Source organism: Streptomyces sp. NBC_01334, from assembly GCF_035983595.1.
Lineage (GTDB): Bacteria > Actinomycetota > Actinomycetes > Streptomycetales > Streptomycetaceae > Streptomyces > Streptomyces coriariae.
The window spans coordinates 1,915,321-1,938,455 of record NZ_CP130718.1 but is presented as its reverse complement, the minus strand read 5'-3'; the positions used below and the strand labels follow the sequence as shown (position 1 = coordinate 1,938,455).

Genomic DNA, 23,135 nt, shown 5'->3' with positions numbered 1-23,135 from the left:
TCATGCGAAGGCCTCCACCCGTACGCCCGACTCCTCCAGCCCACGCCGGACCCGGCGCGCCAGCTCCACCGCGCCGGGCGTGTCGCCGTGCAGGCACAGCGAACGCGCGTGCACGTCGATGGACGACCCCGCGTGGGAGGTGACCTGCCCGAGGCGGGCCAGGCGCACCGACCGTTCCACGACGGCGTCCGGGTCGGTGACCACGGCCCCGTCCCGTCCACGGGGCACGAGCGTGCCCTCCTCGGTGTACGCGCGGTCCGCGAAGGCCTCCGGGACGGCGGGGAGCCCCGCCCCCCGGGCCCGCTCCAGCAGGCGTGAGCCGGGCAGCCCGAGCACGGACAGCGCGGCGCCGGCGAGGAGCACCCCGTCGACCACCGCGCCGGCCTGCTCCTCGTCGTGCACGACCCGGTTGTAGAGCGCGCCGTGCGGCTTCACGTACGCCACGCGCGCGCCCGCCGCCCGGGCGAACACCTCCAGGGCGCCGATCTGGTACGCCACCTCGGCGGCCAGTTCGGCGGGCGGCACGTCCATGGAGCGCCGCCCGAACCCCGCCAGGTCCCGGTAGGAGACCTGCGCGCCGATCGTCACGCCCCGCTCGGCCGCCAGGTCGCACACCCGGCGCATGGTGACCGCGTCCCCGGCGTGGAAGCCACAGGCCACGTTGGCGCTGCTGACGACGGACAGGAGTCGCTCGTCGTCGGTCAGTTCCCAGCGGCCGAAGCCCTCGCCGAGGTCGGCGTTCAGATCGATCGCGGTCGTCGCGGTCATGGTTCCTTCGTATCTCGTTCTCAAGCCACGCGGTACTGCTCGTCGCGGGCGTCGGTGAGGAACATCTGTCCCGGGGCGTGGGTGAGGGCGAACGGCGGGCGCGAGGCCATCACCGCGGCCTGCGGGGTCACACCGCAGGCCCAGAACACCGGGATGTCGTCCGGAGCGGCCTGCACCGGGTCGCCGAAGTCGGGCCGGCCGAGGTCGTCGATGCCCAGTCCCGACGGATCGCCGCAGTGTACGGGGCCGCCGTGCACCGCCGGGAGCAGGCTGCTCTCCCGGATGGCCGCCGCGAGGTGCTGCGGCGGCACCGGACGCATGGACACCACCATGGGGCCGTGCAGTCGCCCCGCGGGCCGGCACCGGCGGCTCGTCACGTACATCGGGACGTTGCGCCCCTGCTCGACGTGCCGGATGGGGACGCCCGCCCCCGACAGCGCCCACTCGAAGGTGAAGCTGCACCCGATCAGGAACGACACCAGGTCGTCACGCCAGTAGGCGCGCACGTCCGTCGGCTCGTCCACCAGTTCCCCGTCCGCCCAGACCCGGTAGCGCGGCAGATCGGTGCGCAGGTCGGCGCCCTCGGCGAGGACGGTCGTCCAGGAGCCGGCGTCCGTGACGTCGAGGACGGGACAGGGCTTCGGGTTGCGCTGGCAGAACAGGAGCATGTCGTACGCCCAGTCCGCGGGCACCGAGATCAGGTTGACCTGGGTGTGGCCGCCGGCGACCCCGGCCGTGGGGCCCGCCAGGCCCGCCCGGAAGCGGGCCCGGGCGGTGGCGGGACTCCACGCGTGCGCGTGCTCGTCGAGGAGGGTGACGGGACGGTCGTCGACGAGGGGCGGACGGCTGTCCTGCGTGAGGTTCGGACGGTTCACTCCAGTTCCTTCCCACGGGTCTCCGGCAGCCCGAGCAGCGCCAGGGCGGCGATCGCGTAGCCGATCGCGCCGAACACCAGCGCGCCGCCCACGCCCCAGCTGTCGGCGAGGAAACCGACCGTGGTGGGGAAGACGGCGCCCACTGCGCGGCCGGTGTTGTAGGTGAAGCCCTGTCCCGTGCCGCGCAGGGCCGTCGGGTACAGCTCGCTCAGGTAGGAGCCGAAGCCGCTGAAGATCGCCGACATGCAGAACCCGAGCGGGAAACCGAGCACGAGGAGCACGGTGTCCGCGCCGCTCGGGATGTTCGCGTACGCCAGGATGCACACCGCGGACAGCAGGGCGAACAGCCAGATGTTGCGGCGCCGGCCCAGCCGGTCGGTGAGGTGGCCGCCGGTGAGGTACCCGAGGAAGGCCCCCGAGATCAGGAAGGTCAGATAGCCGCCGGTGCCGACCACCGACAGGCCGCGCTCTGATTTCAGATACGTGGGCACCCAGGTCGCCAGGGTGTAGTAGCCGCCCTGCACACCGGTGGAGAGCAGGCCCGCGAAGAGCGTGGTCCGCAACAGCGGCCCCTTGAAGATCGCCGGGAACGAGCCCTTCTCCGCGCTCTGTTCGCGGGCGGCGGTGGCCTCCGGCGCGTCCTGTACCCGGCGCCGCATCCACACCACGAGCAGCGCGGGCAGCGCGCCCGTCCAGAACATCACGCGCCAGGCGACGTCGTCGCCGAAGAACGAGAAGACCAGCGTGTACGCCACAGCCGCGAGGCCCCAGCCGACGGCCCACGAGCTCTGGATCGCGCCGAGGGTGCGGCCCCGGTGCTTCGCGCTCGCGTACTCGGCGACCAGGATCGCGCCGACCGCCCACTCGCCGCCGAAGCCGAGGCCCTGGAGGGACCGGAAGACCAGCAGTGTCTCGTAGCTGGGCGCGAAGCCGCAGGCGACGGTGAAGACCGCGTACGTGATCACCGTGATCATCAGCGCCCTGACCCGGCCGATCCGGTCGGCCAGCACCCCGGCCGCGGCGCCGCCGATCGCCGAGGCGACCAGGGTGACGGTGGTGAACAGGCCGGTCTGGCCGCTGTCCAGGCCGAAGTGGGCCGCCAGCGCGACCATGCTCAGCGGCAGCGTGAAGTAGTCGTAGGAGTCGAGGGCGTAGCCGCCGAACGCGCCGGCGAAGGCGCGGCGGCCGCGCGGGCCGAGGGCCCGCAGCCAGGCCAGAGCGCCGTCGTCGGGTGCGGTCCCGGGGGCGGGAGCGGCGGCGGGGCGGGTGTCGGTGGCCGGGGTCCGGGACGGAGGGGGCGTGCTCATGGGGCACCTCGCTGAGGGAGGACGGAGGGTGCGGGGAGTGAGCTGTGCCGTGCGGAGGCGGTCGCCGCGGCGGGGACGGGCGGTGCCATGAAAGGAAGGTAGAGGATCGTTGAACGATCCTTCAATACCCATGTTGTTTCGTTCTCGTGTCTGCGGTTGAATTCCGGGCATGGCAGAGCAGCTGGCGGGACTGGCCGACGACCGCGCCCTCCTGGGCCGCACGAGCACGGCCGAACGGGTTTCGGACATCCTCAGAAGCCGCATCGCCGAGGGCTACTTCCCGCCCGGGACACGGCTGTCGGAGGACAGCATCGGCGGGGCGCTCGGCGTCTCCCGCAACACGTTGCGCGAGGCGTTCCGGCTGCTCACCCATGAGCGCCTGCTCGTCCACGAGCTGAACCGGGGCGTGTTCGTCCGGGTCCTGACCGTCGAGGACGTCGAGGACATCTACCGCACGCGCGCGCTCGTCGAGTGCGCCGTCGTACGCGGGCTGGGGGAGCCGCCGTACACGCTGGACGGCCTCCGGGCGAGTGTCACCGAAGGCCAGGTCGCGGCCGTCGAGAGTGACTGGAAAGGACTGGGTACCGCCAACTTCCACTTCCACCGCGAACTCGTGGCCCTGGCCGGAAGCGTGCGCACCGACGAGCTGATGCGCAGCGTCTTCGCCGAGCTGCGCCTCGCCTTCCACCTCGTCGACGAGCCGCGGCGGCTGCACGAGCCGTACCTCCAGCGCAACCGCCAGATCCTCCAGGCCCTGGAGGAGGGCGACAAGGCGGGGGCCGAGCGACTGCTCACGGTCTACCTCGACGATTCCTCGGCAAGGGTGGTCGAGGTGTACCGACGAAGGGTGGGGGAGGACCACGCCCTGTAGCGGCGCGGGGCGGTACCGATGTGCGGCTCCGCCGCGTGAGCGCGACAGGCCCCACCGGCCCGCGGACGAGACACGGCCGGTGGTCGCCCGCCCGACCGCCGGAGGCGATCCGCGTCGTTTGGGTCGATGTCAGACCGAGGACCTAGTCTGTGCACCGTGACTTCGCCTGCGTCGACGGACCGTGTTCCGCCCCAGCTCAGCGCGGCGCCGCGCCCGGCTCCGGGCCCGGCGGCCGACGAGGGGCTGGCGCGGCGGCTGCGCGCGCTCGCGTGCACCGCGCCGATCCACGACCTCGACGCCCGCAAGGCCAACCTCGCCGGTGAGTACTCGGTCTACGGCATGGCGGAGATCGCCCTCGCCGCCATCGACCTCGTCACACTCAACATGGACTTCGACACCGGCGCCGACCACGACCAGATAGTGGCCCGCCTCATGCCGCGCATCGCCGCGCAGGCCCCGCGGCGGCCCGTCGCCGAGCACGAGCGGGTGGCCCGCTGGGTGCTGGAGAACCTGATCAACGTCGGCAGCGTCGACCGCGGCTTCCGCGCCGCGTACGGCACGTTCGCGCCGGACGGCACCTATGTGCGCCGCGACTACGACTTCAAGCTGATCGAAGAGGTCCCCGGCTACGACGGCGCGGTCTACCTCCGCACGACCGACGAAGCGGTCAACGTCCTCGTCGGCGCCCTCGACACCGACGTCACCAGCGCGCAGATCGCCGCCGAGGTCAAGCTCGAGGTGCTCATCCGGCGCGGCCGCCTCGCCGACGCCCAGCTGGCCGCCGAACAGGCCCGCTACCGCACCGTGCAGTACTCGGAGACGCTGCGCCGCGCCCTGGAGGCGACCCGGCGCAACGTGCGCGCGGTGGACTGGCTCAACGCCGTCCCCGACATGATCGCCGAGGCCCTCGACCACGTCGCCGACCGCTACCGCCACGAGAACGCGATCCTCACCAACATCCGCAAGGCACGCGACGAGATCGAGGACGCGGAGAACAAGCGGCGGGCCGCCGAGCTCGTCGACATCGTGAAGGACTGCATCCGCCGGCACACCCAGTTGCAGTCCCGGCTGCTGGAGGCCGGCCCGCTGTTCCGTGCCGAGCAGGACCGACAGGCCTTCGCCACGCCCATGACCTCCTCGGGGATCGACCTCTACGGGCACCTCGTCACCCCCGTGCTGCGGCTGCCGCTGGAGCAGGCGGTCCGCGTCACCGACGCGTTCTTCGCCCGCGGGACCGGACTGCGCACGCCGGTCTCGGTACGAGTGGGCGACCTCGTCGACCTGCTGCTGACGCCGCCGGTGGAGCGGGAGCACCTGGGCGCGGAGATGCCCGAGCCGGACCTCATCGCGACGCCGGACGACAGCCGGTTCAGCGAGGAACAGCTGGCGATGGCCAAGGAGCTGCTCGATCTGCCGGCGGACGCGCCTCGACGGCTGTCGGGACTGCTCGAGGAGGCGCGGGCCGAGGGCGGCGAGGAACTGGCCTACCTGGTGGCACTGCTGGCCGTGCACGCCGCCAGCCCGGCCGTGGGCACCGCCTACCGGCAGGGCGAGGAGAAACTGCTGTTCGCCGTGGACGACGGCAGGGAACTGGACGACCCGGGGTTCGGCGGAGCCGATCTCATCGTCGGCACCGCCCTGCTGGACGCCGCGGGGATGGCGGCGGACCGCACGGAGGCGGCATGAGCCGGGTCGGGAACCGAGTGGACGAGCACGAGAACACCAAGGAGCCGAAGCTGTGACCGAGCAGGTCGAGTGGAGCGACACGGAGGCCCCCGCCCCGGCGGCGAACGCCGCCGTCACCCCCGCCGACGCCGCCGACGCGGCGCGGCTCGTCGCCTTCGGGCTGACGCCCAAGCTGCAGCCCGCGCGGGACCAGGAGTACGCCGAGCTGCTGCGGCGGTACCGGGAGGACCCGGCGTTCGCGCGGCTCGCCGACGCCGTGGCCACCGGACTCGGGCTGATCGTGCTGGAGGTCTCCCCGCGCGCGGGGATGGCGGTGACCGCCGCCGAGGACTCGGTGTTCGCCGTGCGGATGGGGGACTACGCGCGTCGTACGTCCGCCGACGGTGGCGACCGGTTCCTGCACGGGCTCGCGCATCTCTCCGTCGCCGCGATGGCGTTCCCCCGGCCCGAGGACCTGGCCGACGACGGCTACATCGGCCGGGTCAGCGTCAACGGGGTGGACGCCTTCGTACGCCAGGCCTGCCGCCGGCTGGAGGAGCGGGCGGACGAGCAGGGCGAGAACACCGACCCCGCCACCGACGCGCCCGGCCTGGAGGCGGCCTGGCGGATCTGGGCCAGACGCAGCTCCACCGGCGCCACCAAGGACGCCCGCAGACTCGCCGGTTCGACGACCGGCATCGTCGGCAAGGCCGTCGCGTTCCTCACCGACTCCGGCTTCCTCCAGCGGACCGGTGACGACAGCGGAGGTACCTACCGGACGACCGCCCGCTATCAGCTCCAGGTGCGTGACATGGCGGGCGGTGCCGCCATGGCCGAGCTGCTGGAGCTGGGCGTCGTCCCGGTCACCGACGGCTCTCCGACGCTGCTGCCCGCCGAGGAGTCCGACGACCTGGACCTGGTGGCCGACGCCGGACTGCCGTTCCACTCCTGAAGCTACCGAGCTACCGAGCTACCGAGCTACCGAGCTACCGAGCTTTCGGGCTCATGGGCCTTCGGGCCCCTGAGCTTCTGAAGCGCCTCCCCCCCGATCTGCCGAAGACTTACGAGAGTCCGCCATGTACGAGCTGTCCCGGGTCCGCCTCTACTCCATCGGGCCTGCCGGTGCGCGCTACGCCGACACCGTGCTTGACCTGCGGGGCGTGGGCGACATCGTGCCCGACCCCGCCCCCACCCAGGCGGAGTTCTTCGAGGAGGAGCCGGTCGGCCCGCCGCGCCGGCCGGCGCCCGCGGGCGTGCTCTTCCTGGAGAACGGCGGCGGCAAGTCCGTCCTGCTCAAGCTGATCTTCTCGGTGATGCTGCCGGGCCACCGCAACACGCTCGGCGGCGCCAGCTCCGGCGTGCTCCGGAAGTTCCTGCTCGCCGACGACTGCGGACACGTCGCGCTGGAGTGGCAGCACGTGCTCACCGGCGAGTGTGTCGTCGTCGGCAAGGCGAGCGAGTGGCGCGGGCGGCAGGTGTCCAACGATCCGCGGAAGTTCGCGGAGGCCTGGTACTCGTTCCGGCCCGGGCCCGGGCTGAGCCTGGACAACCTGCCCGTCGCCGAGTCCACCGCCGTACGCCCGCCCGTCGAGGGCGCCTCCGGCGCGCAGGGGCGGCGGCGCACCATGAAGGGGTTCCGGGACGCCATCACCGAGGCGGGGAAGGCGTATCCGCACCTGGAGGTGCACTGGGAGGAGATCCACGACCGGTGGATCGAGCACCTCGGCGAGCTGGGCCTGGACCCCGAACTCTTCCGCTACCAGCGGGAGATGAACGCCGACGAGGGCGAGGCCGCCGGCCTCTTCGCGGTCAAGAAGGACTCCGACTTCACCGACCTGCTGCTGCGCGCGGTGACGGACACACGGGACACCGACGGGCTCGCCGACCTGGTCAGCGGCTTCGGCAACAAGCTCGGCCGCCGCGCCGAGCTGATCGCCGAACGGGACTTCACCGCCGGTTCGGTGGACCTGCTCGGGCGGATCGTCGAGGCCGCCGAGGCGCGGGCACGCGCGCGTGACATCCACGCCGGCGCTGAGCGCCGCACCCGCGCGCTGGCCCGACGGCTGTCCTCGCGCGGCCTGCGGGAGAAGGCGCGGGCCGGTGATCTCGCCCAGCGGGTCACGGCCGCCGCCTACGCCGTCACGCACGCCGAGAGCGCGCGGGGGCGCAGCGCGCTGATCGCCGCCGAACTCGCCTACCGCCATGCCTCGTTGGCGCTCGCCGGCGCCGAGAAGTCCGCCGCCGCACAGAAGCGCGAACTCGCCGACGCCCGCACCCTGCACTCCGCCTGGCAGGCCGCCGAGGCCGTGCTGCGCCACCGCGCCGCCGCCGACCGGGTCGCGCGCGTCTCCGCCGCGATCCAGGAGGCCGAACGCGACGCCGCCCCCGCCCTCGCCGCCCGCGCCAGGGCCGCCGTCGACCTCGTACGGGCCCTGCACGCGGCCGCCGAGAACGCCGAGGCCCTCGCCAACGAGGAGGAGGAGCGCTCGGCGGCACTCCAAGAGGTCGGCGAGTCCGCGCACCGGGACTCGACGTCCGCCGCCACCGACGCCCAGCGGGCCCGCAGCGAGGTCGGCCACCTGCGCCAGCGCCTCTCCGAGGTCGAGCAGGAGACCGCCGAGGCCGTACGCGCGGGCTGGCTCGACGACAGCGCACCCGACGCCGACCCCGCCCGCGCGGCCCTCGCCGCCAGCGACGCGGAGAAGACCGCCGTCGCCGCCTGGGACACCGCGCGTGACGCCTCACGCAGAGCCGCCGAGCACGCGCGCGAGGCCGCCTCCACGGAATCCCGCGCCGAGCTCACCGCGGCCCGGGCCGCCGACGCGGCGACGGCCGCGCACCGCTCCCACGAGGCCGAGCTGCGGCTCGCCGAGTCCCTGGCCGGCGAGGAACGGCTGGCGGAGCTGCTCGGACTGACCGGCGGCGGCGCACGCCCGCGGATCCCGCAGCCACGGCAGAACGGCGAGCCGGACGACGGCTCCCTGCTGGCTCCCGAGGACCTGGACCGCTGCGCCGACGAGCTGCGCGAGCTCCTCGACGACGCCGTCTCCTCCGCCGAACGGCAGCTCTTCGAGCTGCGGACCGCGGCCGCCGACGACTCCCGCATCCTCGGCGCGCTCGGTGACGGGGGACTGCTGCCGCCCGGCCCGGACGTGCTGGCCACGGTCGAGTTCCTCGGCGAGCACGGCATCCCCGCCCTGCCCGGCTGGCGCTACCTCGCGCAGGCCGTCGACCCCGCCGACCACGCGCGCGTGCTCGCCGCGCGGCCCGAACTGGTCGATGGCGTGATCATCACCGACCCCGCGTCGCACGCACGCGCGCGTGAGGCGCTCGGTGAAGCCGCGCTGCTGCCCCGTTCGGCCGTGGCCGTCGGTACGGCCGCCGCCCTGCTGGCGCCGACCCCGGCGGCCGACGCGCGGAGCGCAGACGTCTTCCTCGTCCCGCCGAACCCGGCCATGCACGACGAGCACGCCGCCGACGAGGAACGGCAGGCGCTGCGCGCGCGGGCGACCGAGCGGGACGACGACATCCGCCGGCTCGCCGCGCGGCTCGGCAAGGACCGGGAGCTGGCCGCCCGGCTGGCCTCCTGGCGCACCGGCTGCCCTGCCGGGCGGCTCACCGAACTGGCCCGGTCCGCCGGGGAGGCACGCGCGTTCGCCGAGGAGTCCGAGGCCGAGCTGTCCGAGGCACGGACCGCGCGCGCGGAGGCCGACGAGATCGCCGCCGAGGCGGCCCAGGTGCGCGACGAGCGCCAGGAGGCCGCGCAGAAGGCCCGGCGAGCCGCCGACGCCCTGGCCGGCCTCGCCTTCCGGCTGCGCGAACGCGCAGGCTGGCAGGTCAAGGTGCGTGAACTCGCCGACGAGGCCGCCGAGTCGGAGAGCCGGGCCCAGACCTGCCTGGAGCGCGCCCGCGCCGCCGACGAGGACCGGCGCGGCGCCCAGCGAGCCGCCGACGACGCCCGCCGCACCGCGCGTGCGCTGCGCGCCGAACGCGCCGAGATCGCCGGTGCCCCCGACGACGTACCGGAAGGCGGGACGGACGCGTCCCAGGCGTCCCTGCCCGCCCTCCGCGAGGCCTACCGGGCGGCGTCCCAGCTGTACGAGAAGGTCGGCGTCGGCGCGGACCTGCGGGCCGAGCAGGCTCGCGCGGAGAGCGACGAGAGCGGGGCCCGCACCGAGCTGGACCGGCTCAGCAACAAGGTCCGCACGCGCGCGGAGCAGTTGCTCCAGTCGCCCGACGGCTCCGACGGGCCGTCCCGGCAGGCCGCCGCCGCACGCGCGGAGGAACTGGTGCAGCTCCTGGAGGCCCGTGTGTCCACCGCGAGCGAGCAGCTCGGGCGGCTGCGCGGCGAGACCGAGCGGCACGCCCCCGAGGACGGCGAGACCCACACCGAGCTGCCCGAGGAGCTCCAGCCGCGCGACGCCGAGCACGCCCAGGCGCTGCTGCGCACCGCGACGACCGAACTCGCCGCCCGCACCGAGGCGTTGAGTCAGTCCCGCGAGGCCCACGCCGAACTCCTGGCCGGCCACCGCGCCGCCGAGGACGCGGCCGGCGGCTTCGACGAGATCGCCGCGATGCTCCGCGACCTGCTGCGCGAACACACCTCCGAGGAGGAGCAGGAGGAGGCGGAGCCCTACCCGGGCACCCCGGAGGAGGCCCGCCAGTCGGCCGCCGACGCCCGCCGCTCGCTGCGCGGCTGCGCCGCCGACCTGTCCGCCGCCGAGTCCGCCGTCCGCGAGGCCAGTGACATCCTCGTCCGGCACGCCAACTCCACGCGCTACGAGCAGGTCCGCACCCCGGCCCGCCAGCAGATCCGGGAGCTGCCCGCCTCAGCGCTGCCCGAGCACGCGCAGAAGTGGGCGAACGCCTTCGCGCCCCGACTGCGGGTCCTGACCGACGAGTTGGAGCAGCTGGAGCGCAACAGGGACTCGATCGTGGACCGGCTGCGCGGGCTCGTCGAGTCCGCGCTCGCCACCCTGCGCTCGGCCCAGCGGCTCTCCCGGCTGCCCGAGGGGCTCGGCGAGTGGTCCGGCCAGGAGTTCCTGCGCATCCGCTTCGAGGAACCCGACCAGAGCACCCTCACCGAGCGGCTCGGCGAAGTCATCGACGAGGCGACCCGGGCCGCCGTGAAGAAGAACTCCGACCTGCGGCGCGACGGCATGTCACTGCTGCTGCGTGGGGTCGGCGCGGCCCTCCAGCCCAAGGGTGTCGCCGTCGAGATCCTCAAGCCGGACGCGGTACTGCGGGCCGAGCGGGTCCCCGTCGGTCAGATGGGCGATGTGTTCTCCGGTGGGCAACTGCTCACCGCGGCCATCGCCCTGTACTGCACGATGGCGGCGCTCAGGAGCAACGACCGGGGCCGGGACAAACACCGGTACGCCGGCACGCTGTTCCTCGACAACCCCATCGGGCGCGCCAACGCGACCTATCTGCTGGAGCTCCAGCGCGCCGTCTCGGACGCCCTCGGCGTGCAGCTCCTCTACACCACAGGGCTGTTCGACACGACGGCGCTGGCGGAGTTCCCGCTGGTCATCCGGCTGCGCAACGACGCCGACCTGCGGGCGGGCCTGAAGTACATCAGCGTCGAGGAACACCTCCGGCCGGGTCTGCCGCAGCAAGCCCCGGCCGGAGAAGACGAAGCGGTGCAGGTGCGCAGCGAGATCACGGCGACCCGGATGTACAAACGGCCCGCGCCGAACGCCGGTTGATCAGCTCTTCGTCAGGCGGTGGTCCTCGAGGACACCGGTCCGGTGCCGCTGCACGAACCAGTAGTAGGCGAAACCACCGCCGGCGATCACGGCGACGAACAGGACGGCGCCCCACTGGAGGTACCAGTGGAAGGGCGCCGCCGCGTTGTAGACCGAGGCACGCGGCCAGATCAGGTTGGTCGTCATCGCCGCGCCCCACACCACCGCGACGAGGTTGACGAGCAGCCCCCAGCGGCCGAGCGAGAACTTCCCGTCGCTCGCCGGCTGCCACTGGCCGCGCAGCCGCGCCACCAGCATCGGGCCGGTCACGCCCAGGTAGGCGAGGTAGATCATGATGATGCCGATGCTGGTGACGACCGTGAAGATCTGCGGCTGGCGGATGTTGACCACGAGGATCGCCAGCGCCAGCACGCCGATGATCACGGTCGGCAGCACCGGGGTCTGGAAGCGCGGGTGGCACTTGGCCAGCCGCGCGGACCCGGGCAGGTTGTTGTCGCGGGCCATCGCGAACGCCAGCCGGATCGCCGCCGTGTGCACGGCCAGGGCGCACACCGTGACGGCGATCAGCACACACCACAGCATGGCCTTGCCGGCCGTCGGACCGAGCACGTCGAGCACGACGTACTGAAGCCCGTCCGTGGACAGCTTCTCGCCCTTCAGGCTGGAGACGCTCATCAGCGCGAGCAGCAGGATCAGTCCGCCGAGGACGAAGGAGGCGACGATCGCCCGGATGATCGCCCGGGGCGCGTTGCGGGACGGGTCGATGGACTCCTCGCCGAGCGACGCGGCCGTGTCGAAGCCGTACATGACATACGCCGAGGCCAGCGAGGCCACCAGGAACGCGCCCAGATACCCGGTCCCGTAACCCGCTCCCGTGCCGTTGGTCTCCATGACCACCTGCGGGCCGCGGGTGACGTGGACGGCGAACAGGACGATCAGTACGACGGTGGCGATCAGCTCGATGAACACACCGGCCGTGTTGATCGTCGCCATCAGCTTGACGCCGAACGCGTTGACCAACGTGGTGAACAGGATCAACACGGTGGCCAGGACGACCGCGTTGGTCGCCACGTCGTACTTGCCGGTGCCGTCCCCCACGAACTGGAAGGTCGAGGAGATCTGCGGCAGCGTCAACTGGTAGGCCAGCGCCACGGCCGCGATCGACACGATCGAGGCGGTCAACATCATCCAGCCGGCCAGCCCAGATGCGGATTGCCGATCTTCTTCGACCAGTTGTAGACGGACCCCGCGACCGGATAGCGGGCAGCGAGCTCCGCGAAGCACAGGGCGACCGCGAACTGGCCGACGAACACCATCGGCCAGGACCACCAGTAGGCGGGGCCGCCGCTGCCGTAGCCGAAGTAGAAGAGCTGGAAAGTGCCGGTCAGGATCGAGATGTAGCTGATGCCCGCGGCGAAGGTGTGGAAGTTGCCCAAGGTCCGCTTGAGCTCGGGTCGGTAGCCGAACTCGGCGAGCTCGGCGTCGTCCTGCTGAGGGCCTGGTGGATGCTCGGCTGTCGTCATGGGCGAACTCCTGGTGCTCGTAGGAGTCCAGCACACCACCAGGGCGATCAGCCCGCGAGATCATCGTCGGCCGAGTCCGTTCACACGCCTCGAAGATCTGCGCTCGCTCTGTGAACGGACGCGGCCCGACCGGGGAAACCTGTCCCGGCTCCCCTGGTCGTGCCGCGCCGACCGCCTCAGGAGTGGGACAGCTGCCCGGCGCCGCCCTGCCTGCGTATCCGTTCCTGCGCGCGCTCGGTGGCCTGAGCCTGCCGACGCAGCCGGCGGCGCTCACGTCGCAGTGAACGCGCGGTGCTGCTCGGCGTCGACACCACGCCGTTGCGCTGGTTCCACACCTGCCGGGTCACCCAGACGTCCAGCGCGCCCCAGGTGGCCAGCACCGTGCTGACCACACTGCTGATCACCATCGGGAACGCCAGCCAGGATCCCGCCAGGGTGCACAGGAAGGCGACCATCGCCTGTATCAGCGTCACGGCGATGACCAGCACCGCGCGCACCGCCGCCGTACGCACCGGGTCGGGCATCCGACGCCGCCGTGCGGGCTCCTCCACCCACAACGGGCGGTAGACCGCCCGCGCCTGTGCCGTGGTGGACGTACCGCGGGTGTCGCCCCCGCCCGTGCGCCGGACCTTCTGCGCCGTGTCCCCGGCTCCCGCGGGGGTGCCACGGCCCGTCGACCCGCGCCGGTCCGTCGTGCTCTCGCTCCGCTCCGCTGTCACGTGCCCGTTCGCCGGAATGTCGCGATCCGACTCCTCGGGATCCCGCAACGCCGTACTGCCCGCCGCCGCGCTCTCCTCGGGCGCCTCACGCCGCTCCGCCGTGCCCATCACTGTGTCACTCCCCACCGCCAGCAGACCGCTCGCCTCCGAGTCGAAGACCCGGCTCCCCAGTGGCTGCCCGGCTTGCGCTGTTTTACGCCGCCCAGGTGCGGCAAACGGCTCGTGTGGCCGATTCCGCCCCCAATTCCCAATGAGTAGGACGAACGACGTGCCCTGAAGATTCCCGAGTTGCGAAAAATTCTGGCCAACTCGTGTGCACGGCCGACCGGATCCGGCCGGGTCCGCAGGAGCGGAATCGGGGAGACAATCTCCCGTAATTACCGGACAACACGCCATGTCTCGCCCTCGGGGCGGAAGTTCAGCTTCCGGACAGCTCTTCGAGTTCACTGTGCGTCGGTAGTAGGCTCGCGCCGTTTGTTGACGCACATGCGTACCCCCTGCCGGAGGGGGTTCGAGCTGGGGGAGGCCATGCGCTTTCGCGGGAAGTCGATCCGCCGGAAGATCGTGGCGCTGCTTCTCGTGCCGCTGGTGTCCCTGACCGCCGTCTGGGGCTTCGCCACGGTACTCACGGGACGCGAGGCGAGCCGCCTGTTCACGGTGTCGTCCCTCGTCGAGAAGGTCGGCTATCCGATCGAGGACACCGTCCGAGTCGTCCAGCAGGAACGCCGCCAGGCCCTCGTCTACCTCGCCGACCCCCGTGCCTCCGACGCGCTGTCCGCGCTGCGCCGCACCCGGACCGCCACCGACAAGGCACTCGCCGAGATCCGCGGGAACGCCCAGGACCCCGACGTGCGTGACGTCCTGGACCAGGACGACGGGGAGGGCCTGACCGCGGTGCTCGACGCCTTCGACGGCGTCGACTCGCTGCGCCGAAGCGTCGAGGAAGGCACCGTCACCCGACCGCAGGCCCTCGCCCTCTACACCCAGCTGATCGACCCCTGTTACGCCCTGCTGGCCAAGCTGGACGTCGTCGACAGCGTGGAGATGGACAAGCAGTACCGAGCGCTCGTCAGCGTCGCCCGAGCCCGTGAACTGCTCTCCCAGGAGGACGCCCTGCTCGGCTCCGCCCTGGTCGTGGGCCGGCTCAGCCGCGAGGAGATCCGCGACGTCTCCGACCTCGAGGCCCAGCGGGAGGTGGTCTACGAAGTCGGCCTCGCCCAGCTGCCCACCGCGGAGCGCGAGCGCTACGAGACCTTCTGGAAGAACGCCACCACGGCCCCGCTGCGCACCGTCGAACAGGCCGTCGTCGGCACCACACCCGGCGGCATGCCCCGGGGCGTCAGCGCCAAGAGCTGGGACACCGCGGCCGGAAACGTCCTCCTCGAACTCGGCACCCTGGACGAGCAGGCCAACGACCGCTACCAGGACCGGGTCCGCCCGGTCGCGATGGAGGTCATCGTCAAGGCGGTCGTCGCCGGTGTCTTCGGGCTGGTCGCCCTGCTGGTCTCCCTGGTCCTGTCCGTCCGTATCGGCCGTGGCCTCATACGCGATTTGCGCCAGCTCCGGCTGGAGGCCCACGAGGCGTCCGGCGTGCGGCTGCCCAGTGTGATGCGCCGCCTGTCCGCGGGCGAACAGGTCGACGTGGAGACCGAGGTACCGCGGCTGGAGTACGACAAGAACGAGATGGGCGAGGTCGGCCAGGCCCTCAACACCCTCCAGCGCGCCGCGGTCGAGGCCGCCGTCAAACAGGCCGAACTGCGGTCCGGGGTCTCCGAGGTCTTCGTCAACCTCGCCCGCCGCAGCCAGGTCCTGCTGCACAAGCAGCTGACCTTGCTCGACACCATGGAGCGCCGCACCGAGGACACCGAGGAACTCGCCGACCTCTTCCGCCTCGACCACCTCACCACCCGCATGCGCCGGCACGCCGAGGGCCTGGTGATCCTCTCGGGCGCCGCCCCTTCCCGGCAGTGGCGCAGGCCCGTGCAGCTCATGGACATCGTGCGCGCCGCGGTCGCCGAGGTCGAGGACTACGAACGCATCGAGGTCCGCAGGCTGCCGCGCCTCGCCGTCACCGGCCCGGCCGTCGCCGACCTCACCCACCTGGTGGCCGAACTCCTGGAGAACGCCACGGTGTTCTCCCCGCCGCACACCGCGGTCCAGGTGTTCGGCGACCGGGTCGCCAACGGCTTCACCCTCGAGATCCACGACCGCGGCCTGGGCATGGCGCCCGAGGCTCTCCTGGAGGCCAACCTCCGGCTCGCCGAGACACCGGAATTCGAGCTGTCCGACACCGACCGCCTCGGGCTGTTCGTGGTCAGCCGGCTCGCCCAGCGGCAGAACGTCCGCGTCTCCTTGCAGCCGTCGCCGTACGGGGGGACGACGGCCATCGTCTTCATCCCCGACGCCCTGCTGACCGACGACGTCCCCGACACCAACGGCATCGGCTTCCGTCTCGACCGGCCCCGGCCCCCGAAGGAGGCCGACTCCGCGGAGCCCCGCAGGACCGCCCTCTCCCCGGCCTCGGCGCAGCGTCCCGGAGTGCCGGCCTCGATGCTCGACGGCCCGGTCGAACTGGAGGCCCCCGTCGGCCTGGACGCCCTCGACGACTTCCCGGCCACCCTGGACGAGGACGACGACGGCGGTGGCCTGTTCCGCCCGCGGCGCTCCCTCACCCGCGCCGAGGACGAGCCGGCGGCGGACACCGCCGACCAGCACCACAGGCTGCCCGACAGCCCCGGCGAACCCCATGGGGCCCTCGCCGACGATCCGGCCGGTCGCCGCATGCCCAAGCTGGTCAGCTCGCACGGTCGCCCGGTCCCGGAACAGCGGTCCCGGCGTGCCGAGACGGACCCGGAGCCCCCGGCCAGGCCCGGCCCCCGCCGGGTGGAGGACGACGGCCCGGCACCGCTGCCCTCGCGCCGCCGCGGCATGACCGCACAGATTCCCCGCAGCGGTGGCACCACCGAGCGCCCCGCGCTGCAGGAACGTCCCGGCCGCGGCGCACAGGAGCCGACGCAGCCTCCCGCCCTTCCCCAGCGCACGCGACAGGCCGGCGCCCGACCCGGCGTCCCCGGCGGCACGCCCGACCGCGCGGACACCACGTCCGCCCGGACGGGCGACACCGCGTCCGGCGGGACGGACGGCGGCGGGTCCGGCGCGGGTGCGCTGCCCCGGCGCGTACGGCAGGCGAACCTGGCCCCGCAACTGCGGCAGGGTCCGGCCCCGCGCACCGAGGACCGAGCCGACCCCGCGGACCGGGACGCCGACGAGGTACGCAGCCGGATGGCCTCGCTCCAGCGCGGCTGGCAGCGCGGCCGCGTAGAGAACGCCGCGGGCGACGACGCCCACAGCGGCGCGGCACCACAACGAACGACAAAGGGGGACGGTCGATGACCGCACCGAAGGCGACCGGCCACAGCACCACCGACAACGGCGAGCTGAACTGGCTCCTCGACGAACTCGTCGACCGCGTCGCCAGCATCCGCAAGGCCGTCGTCCTCTCCGGCGACGGTCTGCCGACGGGGGTGTCCAAGGACCTGACCCGGGAGGACGGCGAGCATCTGGCCGCCGTGGCCTCCGGATTCCACAGCCTCGCCAAGGGCGTCGGCCGTCACTTCGAGGCCGGCAGCGTCCGCCAGACCGTCGTCGAACTCGACGACGCCTTCCTGTTCGTCACGGCCGCGGGCGACGGCAGCTGCCTCGCCGTCCTCTCGGACGCCGACTCGGACGTGGGGCTCGTGGCGTACGAGATGACGCTCCTCGTCAAGCGGGTCGGCGTACATCTGGCCACCACCCCACGCACCGATCTGCCCTCGGGCGGGTAGTGGGACGGCATGAGCACAGACGGTCAGGGAAGCAGTCACTGGTTCGACGACGAGGCCGGACCGGTCGTCCGTCCGTACGCCATGACGCGCGGCCGTACCTCCAGTGCGGTCCAGCACCGTCTCGACCTGATCGCGCTGGTCGTCGCCGAGCCGCACGCCGAGGAAGCGGACACGGATCCGTCGCTGTCCCCGGAACACGTGGACATCGTGGACCTGTGCCGCGAAGCACCGCAGTCGGTCGCCGAACTCGCCGCCGAACTCAATCTGCCCATCGGGGTGGTACGGGTCCTCGTCGGCGATCTCGTGGACGCGGAGTTCGTCCACGTGAACCGGCCGGTACCTCCTGCCGAACTGCCGGACGAGAGTATTCTGCGCGACGTGATCAACGGCCTCCGAGCGCTGTGAGCGGCGCGGAAGCGAGGTGAGGGCGTGACCGTTCGGCGGTTCCCGGTGGACCGGGACGGCGCCCTCACCGACAGGGTCGCGCGCCGTCCGGACGTCCGGCTGCCGACGCACGGACCGCTGTCGGAGAACCCCCAGTCAAGCATCCAGCAGGAGAAGTGATCGATGATCTTCGGGCGTTCTGAGCGCGGCAAGCCCCCGGTCGAACCCGTCACGCTCAAGATCCTGGTGGCCGGCGGCTTCGGCGTGGGCAAGACCACCCTCGTCGGGGCCGTCAGCGAGATCAAGCCGCTGCGTACCGAGGAGTACCTCACCGAGGCGGGCCGCCCGGTCGACGACACGACCGGCGTGGAGGCCAAACACACCACCACCGTCGCCATGGACTTCGGGCGCATCACCCTGCGCGAGGACCTGGTGCTCTACCTCTTCGGGACGCCCGGTCAGGAGCGGTTCTGGTTCATGTGGGACGAGCTCTCCGAGGGCGCGCTCGGCGCCGTCGTGCTCGCCGACACCCGCCGGCTCGAGGACTGCTTCGCCGCGGTCGACTACTTCGAACGGCGCTCCATACCCTTCCTCATCGCCGTCAACTGCTTCGAGGGCGCCGCCCGTTACCCGGAGGAGGACGTCCGCGGCGCTCTGGACCTCGACGACGGCATACCCGTGGTGCTGTGCGACGCCCGCGACCGGATATCGGTGAGGGACGTCCTGGTCGGCGTCGTGCAGCACGCGATGGACTTCGGGGCCGAACGCCGCCAGGCGATCACCACCTGAGACCCCCGCGCGCGGTGGCACGGCCCGTACCCCCGCCGACAGGGGTACGGGCCGTGGCTCACGGGGACGTACGCGCGCGTACTAGCCTTCGCCGTCCTCCAGCCAGCCGAAGCTCTTCTCCACGGCCTTGCGCCAGTTGTGGTACTCGCGGTCCCGTACCGACGCGTCCATCGCCGGAGTCCACTCGGCGTCCTTCTGCCAGTGCGCCTTGAGCTCGTCGAGGTCGTTCCACACACCGACGGCGAGCCCCGCGGCGTAGGCCGCGCCCAGACAGGTCGTCTCGGAGACCCGGGGCCGGATCACGGGCACGCCCAGTACGTCCGCCTGATGCTGCATGAGCAGGTTGTTCCTGGTCATGCCCCCGTCCACCTTCAGGGTCGTGATCTGTACCCCGGAGTCCTGGAACATGGCGTCCACGACCTCGCGCGTCTGCCAGCTCGTCGCCTCGAGCACCGCACGCGCGAGATGCCCCTTCGTGACGTAGCGGGTGAGGCCGGTGACGACACCACGCGCGTCGGAGCGCCAGTACGGCGCGAACAGCCCCGAGAAGGCGGGGACGATGTAGGCGCCGCCGTTGTCGTCGACGCTCGCCGCCAGGCTCTCGATCTCGTCCGCCGTACGGATGATGCCGAGCTGGTCCCGGAACCACTGCACGAGCGCACCCGTGATGGCGATCGAGCCCTCCAGGCAGTAGACCGGCGCCTCACTGCCGATCTTGTAGCCCATCGTCGTCAACAGCCCGTTCTTCGAAGGCACCGGCCGGTTGCCGGTGTTGAGCAGCAGGAAACTGCCCGTCCCGTACGTGTTCTTGGCCGTGCCCACCTCGTAGCAGGCCTGGCCGAACACCGCCGCCTGCTGGTCGCCCAGCGCCGAGGCGACCGGCACGCCGCCGAGTTGGCCCACGGCCGTGCCGTACACCTCGGCGGAGGACCGGATCTCCGGCAGCACGGCCTCGGGCACGTCCATCGCGGACAGGATGGAGGCGTCCCACTGGAGGGTCTCCAGGTTCATCAGCATGGTGCGCCCGGCGTTGGTGACGTCGGTGACGTGCCGACCGCCGTCGACGCCGCCGGTGAGGTTCCAGATCAGCCAGGAGTCGATCGTGCCGAAGGCGATCTCACCGCGCTCGGCGCGTGCCCTGAGGCCCGGCACGTTGTCGAGCAGCCAGGCCGCCTTGGGCCCCGAGAAGTAGCTGGCCAACGGCAGCCCGGTCTGCTCGCGGAAACGGTCCTGTCCGTCGGATCCCCCCAGCCGGCCGCAGAGTCCCGCGGTGCGGGTGTCCTGCCACACGATCGCGTTGTGCACCGGCTTGCCGGTGGCGCGGTCCCACAGCACGGTCGTCTCGCGCTGGTTGGTGATCCCGAGGGCGCTGATCTGGTCGGCGCGCAAGCCGGCCTTGGCGATCGCCCCGGCGACCACGGCCTGCACCTTGGACCAGATCTCGGTGGCGTCGTGCTCCACCCAGCCGGGCTTGGGGAAGATCTGACGGTGCTCGCGCTGGTCGACGGCGACGATCGCGCCGTTCCGGTCGAAGACGATGCAGCGGCTGGAGGTGGTGCCCTGGTCGATTGCGGCGACGTACTTCTCGGCGTTGTCCGTCATGGCTACCCCTTGGGCTGGTTCAGAAGGCTGCGTGGATGACTGCGGCGGCGATCGGACGGCGCTTCAGAAGGCCGCGTTGTACAGGAGACCCGCGAGCGCTCCGCCGACCAGCGGGCCGACGACCGGGATCCAGGCGTAACCCCAGTCCGAGGTGCCCTTGTTCGGGATGGGCAGGAAGGTGTGGGCGATGCGGGGCCCGAGGTCACGTGCCGGGTTGATGGCATAGCCGGTGGGCCCGCCGAGGGAGAGTCCGATGCCGACGACGAGCAGGGAGACGATCAGCACCGTGATTCCGGACTCGCCCAGACCCTCGGTCAGCCCGAAGGCGAGGACCGGCAGGACCAGGGCGATCGTCGCGATGATCTCGGTGATCAGGTTGGCGACCGGATTCCGGATCTCGGGGATGGTGGAGAAGATGCCCAGGGTCGGCGTCGGCTCCTCGGCCGCGCCCTCGTGGGGGCCCTCAGAGGCGCCTTCGCTCCGTACGTTGGCCTGGAACTGCGCGAGGTACACCAGGTACGCGAGGAGGGCGCCGAGCATCGCACCGGCCATCTGCCCGAGCAGATACACCCACACCTTGCCCCACTCGCCCGTGTCGACGGCGATGCCGAGGGTCACGGCCGGATTGAGATGCCCGCCCGACAGCGGCGCGGCGGTGTAGGCGCCCGCCAGCACGCCGAACCCCCAGCCGAAGGCGATCACGATCCACCCCGAGGCCCGAGCCTTGGAGTGCCTGAGCGTGACGGCGGCGCACACTCCCGCGCCGAACAGGATGAGGATCGCGGTACCGATGACCTCGCCGACGAATATGTCTGCGTTGCTCATGGCGGCTCCTGGGCCCGGCCCGGGGCGGATCGACCCCGGTGCTCCGTACAGGGTGCGGTTCCCGTGGCTGCCGAAGCCGAGGCAGGGAGAACCCGCGCCCCGCCCGGCGTCCGTGACGAGCGTGCCGTCGTAGCCGAATCGCCCCCGGGGGAGTGGGCCTTGCATCGGGAGCCCGCGTGGCGCGTGCCTGGATACGCCGAGAATGTACGGCGATGTCGGCTGACACCGGGAAGTGTTCACCGGCACCCAGGGAGCGTCAAGGAGGCCGACGGCAACGGTTGGAGACGCGGGAGACGGCCCACGCCCCCGACGTGCGGGGCGCCGATCATCGGCCCGGCGCCCCGGAGCGCCCCTCCCGTCCACCTGAGGCCGTCCCTCTGCGCCGATCCCGACCGATCCGGCCCGGACCCCGGCCCCGTACCCCGACCCCGGCCCAGACCCCGACACCCTGCCCCGTACCCCGATCCGGACTCCGGGAGGGCGCACGGACGGAAGTCGCAGAGCCCCCGGCGGGTCGTTGTCTCGTGACGGCCGCCCCCGGTTCGGCCGCCCGTGCGGTCGCCGACGTCAGGTCAGCCCGCCCGCCGGCTCCGCCCCGGCCGCCCCCGTCCCCGCAGGAGCCATCGGCCGCGACCCGCGCCGGATCTGGTATCCGGCCAGCCCCGCGTGCCCGACCACCCAGCTCGCCCCTCGCAACGACTTCGCAGCCTTCTTCAAGGGCGCCAGACACGCCGCCGCCTGGCGGTGATCGGTCACGCTGCCCGGCCGGCACAGAACCGTGGCCAGCGACAGCGTCACGGGGCTCCCACCCGCCGACCACGGCACGTCCAGCACGGTCGAGACCAGCGGCTCCAGGCCCTCCGGATCGGCCAGCACCAGGAAGTCGTCTCCGCCGATGTGGCCCACGCGCGCGTTCCCCGACGCCGTCAGCTGCAGGGCCCGCCCCACCGACCGGATGAGCTCGTCACCCGCCGCGAACCCGGCCCCGTCGTTGACCTGTTTGAAGTGGTCGATGTCCAGCCAGCTCAGCGCGAACACGCGCCCCTCGGCGATCCTCCGGTCCACCTCCCCGGTGATCGCGTCCGAACCGGGCAGCCGCGTCAGCGGATTCAGGCCGGCCGCCTCCTCGACCCGGCTCTCGGCCAACGCCCGTACGAGGTCCGCGAGTCGGACGACACCCACGCAGCGCCCGCTGCGGTCGACGACGGCGACGTCGTCGGAGGTGCGGTCCCGGTCGCCGACCGCGACCACGTCCAGCACCTCCCACGCCGTCGCGTCGACGCCCACCGTCCGCGGCGGGTCACCGAGCTTGGCCGCGGGACGGTCCGCGTACAGGGCATGGCCGTAGCGCCCGGACATCGACAGCAGGAAGCGCGACCGGTGCACCGAGCGGACGGGGACCCCCGTGCGGTCCACGAGCAGCACCCCGGACACGTCCGGCGATCCGGTCAGCAGCGCGCGTACCTGACCGGCGGAGGCGGTCGCGGGCAGCAGCGCGGCCGGCCGGACGAACTCCCGTACCGACGGCCCCGACCGGAGCGCCGGCAGGACGGCGGGACCGAGCGGCGGAACGTACACGTCGGCGGCCGGCAACCGGCTCGGCGGCGCGAAGAGCATGCCCTGGGCCAGCTGCGCCCCGGCCGACATCGCGGCCGCGCACTGGAGCTCGGTCTCCACGCCCTCGACGACCAGCAGTGCCCCCAACTCGTCGCACAGTGTCCGCATGGCCCTGACCGCCGCGGGCCGTGCCAGGAGCGAGGCGTCGAGCTTGACCAGGTCCGGCGCGATGTCGACGAGCAGCCGCAGCGGTGCGTCCCCGTCCCCGACCCCGTCCGCGCTGATGCGGAACCCCCGGTCCCGGAGTGCCGCCAGGGCCTCCAGAAGCGCGGGCTGCGGGACGTGTGTGTAGGGCGGGACGACATCGAGCGTGACCTCCCAGGGCAACCGCCCCGCCTCGCGCACGGCGTTGTGCAACGCGGTGAGCCCACCGAGATCGGCCAGAGTGCCGGCGAACACGTTCACATGAAGGGGCAGCAAGGTCTCCTTGCGGGCCGCCGCACGAAACGCCAACACGGCCAGCCGGCCGTCGAGTTCGGGATCCCGGCGAGCCTGCGCCAGGATGTCGCCGGCCTCCGGGCGGGCGAGTATCTCCAGCCCCGCGACCCCTCCCGTGGTCAGGTTGACCACGGGCTGGAAGGCGAAGCGGAGAGTGTCCGTCCAGGAGTGCACGGCAGCATGATTGCGCTGCGGGCGTGCGCCCAGGCGCAGTTCATGA

16 protein-coding genes and 1 pseudogene are annotated in these 23,135 nt (G+C 72.4%); 9 read left to right on the top strand and 8 right to left on the bottom strand.

What is annotated here, in order from left to right; translation table 11 throughout:
- The 3 genes from OG736_RS08760 to OG736_RS08750 are packed head-to-tail and all read right to left on the bottom strand — an operon-like array spanning position 1 to position 2,950.
- A complete protein-coding gene (locus tag OG736_RS08760) occupies positions 1-768 on the bottom strand; it encodes a LamB/YcsF family protein (protein WP_327181940.1) in 768 nt (255 codons plus the stop codon).
- A 20-nt stretch (positions 769-788) separates the two neighbouring features.
- Positions 789-1,643 (bottom strand): putative hydro-lyase, encoded by an 855-nt coding sequence (locus OG736_RS08755; RefSeq protein ID WP_327181939.1) that lies wholly within the window; start codon positions 1,641-1,643, stop codon positions 789-791.
- Complete coding sequence (locus OG736_RS08750) at positions 1,640-2,950, bottom strand: MFS transporter (protein ID WP_327181938.1); 1,311 nt, start codon at positions 2,948-2,950, stop codon at positions 1,640-1,642. Before OG736_RS08750 ends, OG736_RS08755 begins: the two co-directional genes overlap by 4 nt.
- A 169-nt stretch (positions 2,951-3,119) precedes the next feature.
- Between OG736_RS08750 and OG736_RS08745 the strand changes: the two genes are divergently transcribed.
- The 4 genes from OG736_RS08745 (at position 3,120) to OG736_RS08730 (ending at position 11,194) form a co-directional block, all read left to right on the top strand.
- Positions 3,120-3,821, top strand: coding sequence for a GntR family transcriptional regulator (locus OG736_RS08745; protein ID WP_327181937.1), 702 nt, complete (start codon positions 3,120-3,122; stop codon positions 3,819-3,821).
- A 156-nt stretch (positions 3,822-3,977) separates the two neighbouring features.
- Positions 3,978-5,507: a hypothetical protein gene (locus tag OG736_RS08740; RefSeq protein ID WP_327181936.1), complete on the top strand. Its 1,530-nt coding sequence runs from the start codon at positions 3,978-3,980 to the stop codon at positions 5,505-5,507.
- Positions 5,508-5,559: 52 nt separating this feature from the next.
- A complete protein-coding gene (locus tag OG736_RS08735; protein ID WP_327181935.1) occupies positions 5,560-6,438 on the top strand; it encodes a hypothetical protein in 879 nt (292 codons plus the stop codon).
- Positions 6,439-6,562: 124 nt separating this feature from the next.
- Complete coding sequence (locus tag OG736_RS08730; protein WP_327181934.1) at positions 6,563-11,194, top strand: hypothetical protein; 4,632 nt, start codon at positions 6,563-6,565, stop codon at positions 11,192-11,194.
- Here OG736_RS08730 and OG736_RS08725 read toward each other — a convergent pair.
- Positions 11,195-12,717: pseudogene (locus OG736_RS08725) on the bottom strand (APC family permease).
- Between the two features lie 176 nt (positions 12,718-12,893).
- Complete coding sequence (locus tag OG736_RS08720; protein WP_327181933.1) at positions 12,894-13,544, bottom strand: hypothetical protein; 651 nt, start codon at positions 13,542-13,544, stop codon at positions 12,894-12,896.
- Between the two features lie 420 nt (positions 13,545-13,964).
- Here OG736_RS08720 and OG736_RS08715 point away from each other — a divergent pair, with 420 nt between their 5' ends.
- From OG736_RS08715 to OG736_RS08695, 5 genes are read left to right on the top strand one after another with little or no spacing between them, the layout of a single operon-like run.
- Positions 13,965-16,829, top strand: coding sequence for a sensor histidine kinase (locus OG736_RS08715; protein WP_327187560.1), 2,865 nt, complete (start codon positions 13,965-13,967; stop codon positions 16,827-16,829).
- On the top strand, positions 16,826-17,260 hold the full coding sequence (locus tag OG736_RS08710) for a roadblock/LC7 domain-containing protein (protein WP_327181932.1): 435 nt from the start codon (positions 16,826-16,828) through the stop codon (positions 17,258-17,260). The genes OG736_RS08715 and OG736_RS08710 overlap by 4 nt, the downstream gene beginning before the upstream one ends.
- A gap of 9 nt (positions 17,261-17,269) precedes the next feature.
- Positions 17,270-17,665: a DUF742 domain-containing protein gene (locus tag OG736_RS08705; RefSeq protein ID WP_054239587.1), complete on the top strand. Its 396-nt coding sequence runs from the start codon at positions 17,270-17,272 to the stop codon at positions 17,663-17,665.
- A gap of 24 nt (positions 17,666-17,689) precedes the next feature.
- Positions 17,690-17,824: a hypothetical protein gene (locus tag OG736_RS08700; protein WP_327181931.1), complete on the top strand. Its 135-nt coding sequence runs from the start codon at positions 17,690-17,692 to the stop codon at positions 17,822-17,824.
- Between the two features lie 3 nt (positions 17,825-17,827).
- Positions 17,828-18,433, top strand: a complete 606-nt coding sequence (locus tag OG736_RS08695; RefSeq protein ID WP_327181930.1) for a GTP-binding protein — start codon at positions 17,828-17,830, stop codon at positions 18,431-18,433.
- Positions 18,434-18,514: 81 nt separating this feature from the next.
- On the opposite strand, the gene glpK is transcribed toward OG736_RS08695, so the two are convergent.
- The 3 genes from glpK to OG736_RS08680 form a co-directional block, all read right to left on the bottom strand.
- Positions 18,515-20,035 carry a glycerol kinase GlpK gene (gene glpK, locus OG736_RS08690; protein WP_327181929.1) on the bottom strand — a complete coding sequence of 507 codons (1,521 nt, stop codon included), beginning with the start codon at positions 20,033-20,035 and terminating at the stop codon, positions 18,515-18,517.
- A 63-nt stretch (positions 20,036-20,098) separates the two neighbouring features.
- Positions 20,099-20,860, bottom strand: coding sequence for an MIP/aquaporin family protein (locus OG736_RS08685; protein ID WP_327181928.1), 762 nt, complete (start codon positions 20,858-20,860; stop codon positions 20,099-20,101).
- Between the two features lie 567 nt (positions 20,861-21,427).
- Positions 21,428-23,089, bottom strand: a complete 1,662-nt coding sequence (locus tag OG736_RS08680) for an EAL domain-containing protein (protein ID WP_327181927.1) — start codon at positions 23,087-23,089, stop codon at positions 21,428-21,430.
- Positions 23,090-23,135: the final 46 nt, after the last annotated feature.

Coding starts and splice junctions, on each gene's coding strand:
- OG736_RS08760 (WP_327181940.1), bottom strand. CDS start 768: ATGACCGCGACGACCGCGATCGATCTGAACGCCGACCTCGGCGAGGGC.
- OG736_RS08715 (WP_327187560.1), top strand. CDS start 13,965: ATGCGCTTTCGCGGGAAGTCGATCCGCCGGAAGATCGTGGCGCTGCTT.
- OG736_RS08695 (WP_327181930.1), top strand. CDS start 17,828: ATGATCTTCGGGCGTTCTGAGCGCGGCAAGCCCCCGGTCGAACCCGTC.
- OG736_RS08730 (WP_327181934.1), top strand. CDS start 6,563: ATGTACGAGCTGTCCCGGGTCCGCCTCTACTCCATCGGGCCTGCCGGT.
- OG736_RS08685 (WP_327181928.1), bottom strand. CDS start 20,860: ATGAGCAACGCAGACATATTCGTCGGCGAGGTCATCGGTACCGCGATC.
- OG736_RS08710 (WP_327181932.1), top strand. CDS start 16,826: ATGACCGCACCGAAGGCGACCGGCCACAGCACCACCGACAACGGCGAG.
- OG736_RS08720 (WP_327181933.1), bottom strand. CDS start 13,544: ATGGGCACGGCGGAGCGGCGTGAGGCGCCCGAGGAGAGCGCGGCGGCG.
- OG736_RS08745 (WP_327181937.1), top strand. CDS start 3,120: ATGGCAGAGCAGCTGGCGGGACTGGCCGACGACCGCGCCCTCCTGGGC.
- OG736_RS08705 (WP_054239587.1), top strand. CDS start 17,270: ATGAGCACAGACGGTCAGGGAAGCAGTCACTGGTTCGACGACGAGGCC.
- OG736_RS08750 (WP_327181938.1), bottom strand. CDS start 2,950: ATGAGCACGCCCCCTCCGTCCCGGACCCCGGCCACCGACACCCGCCCC.
- glpK (WP_327181929.1), bottom strand. CDS start 20,035: ATGACGGACAACGCCGAGAAGTACGTCGCCGCAATCGACCAGGGCACC.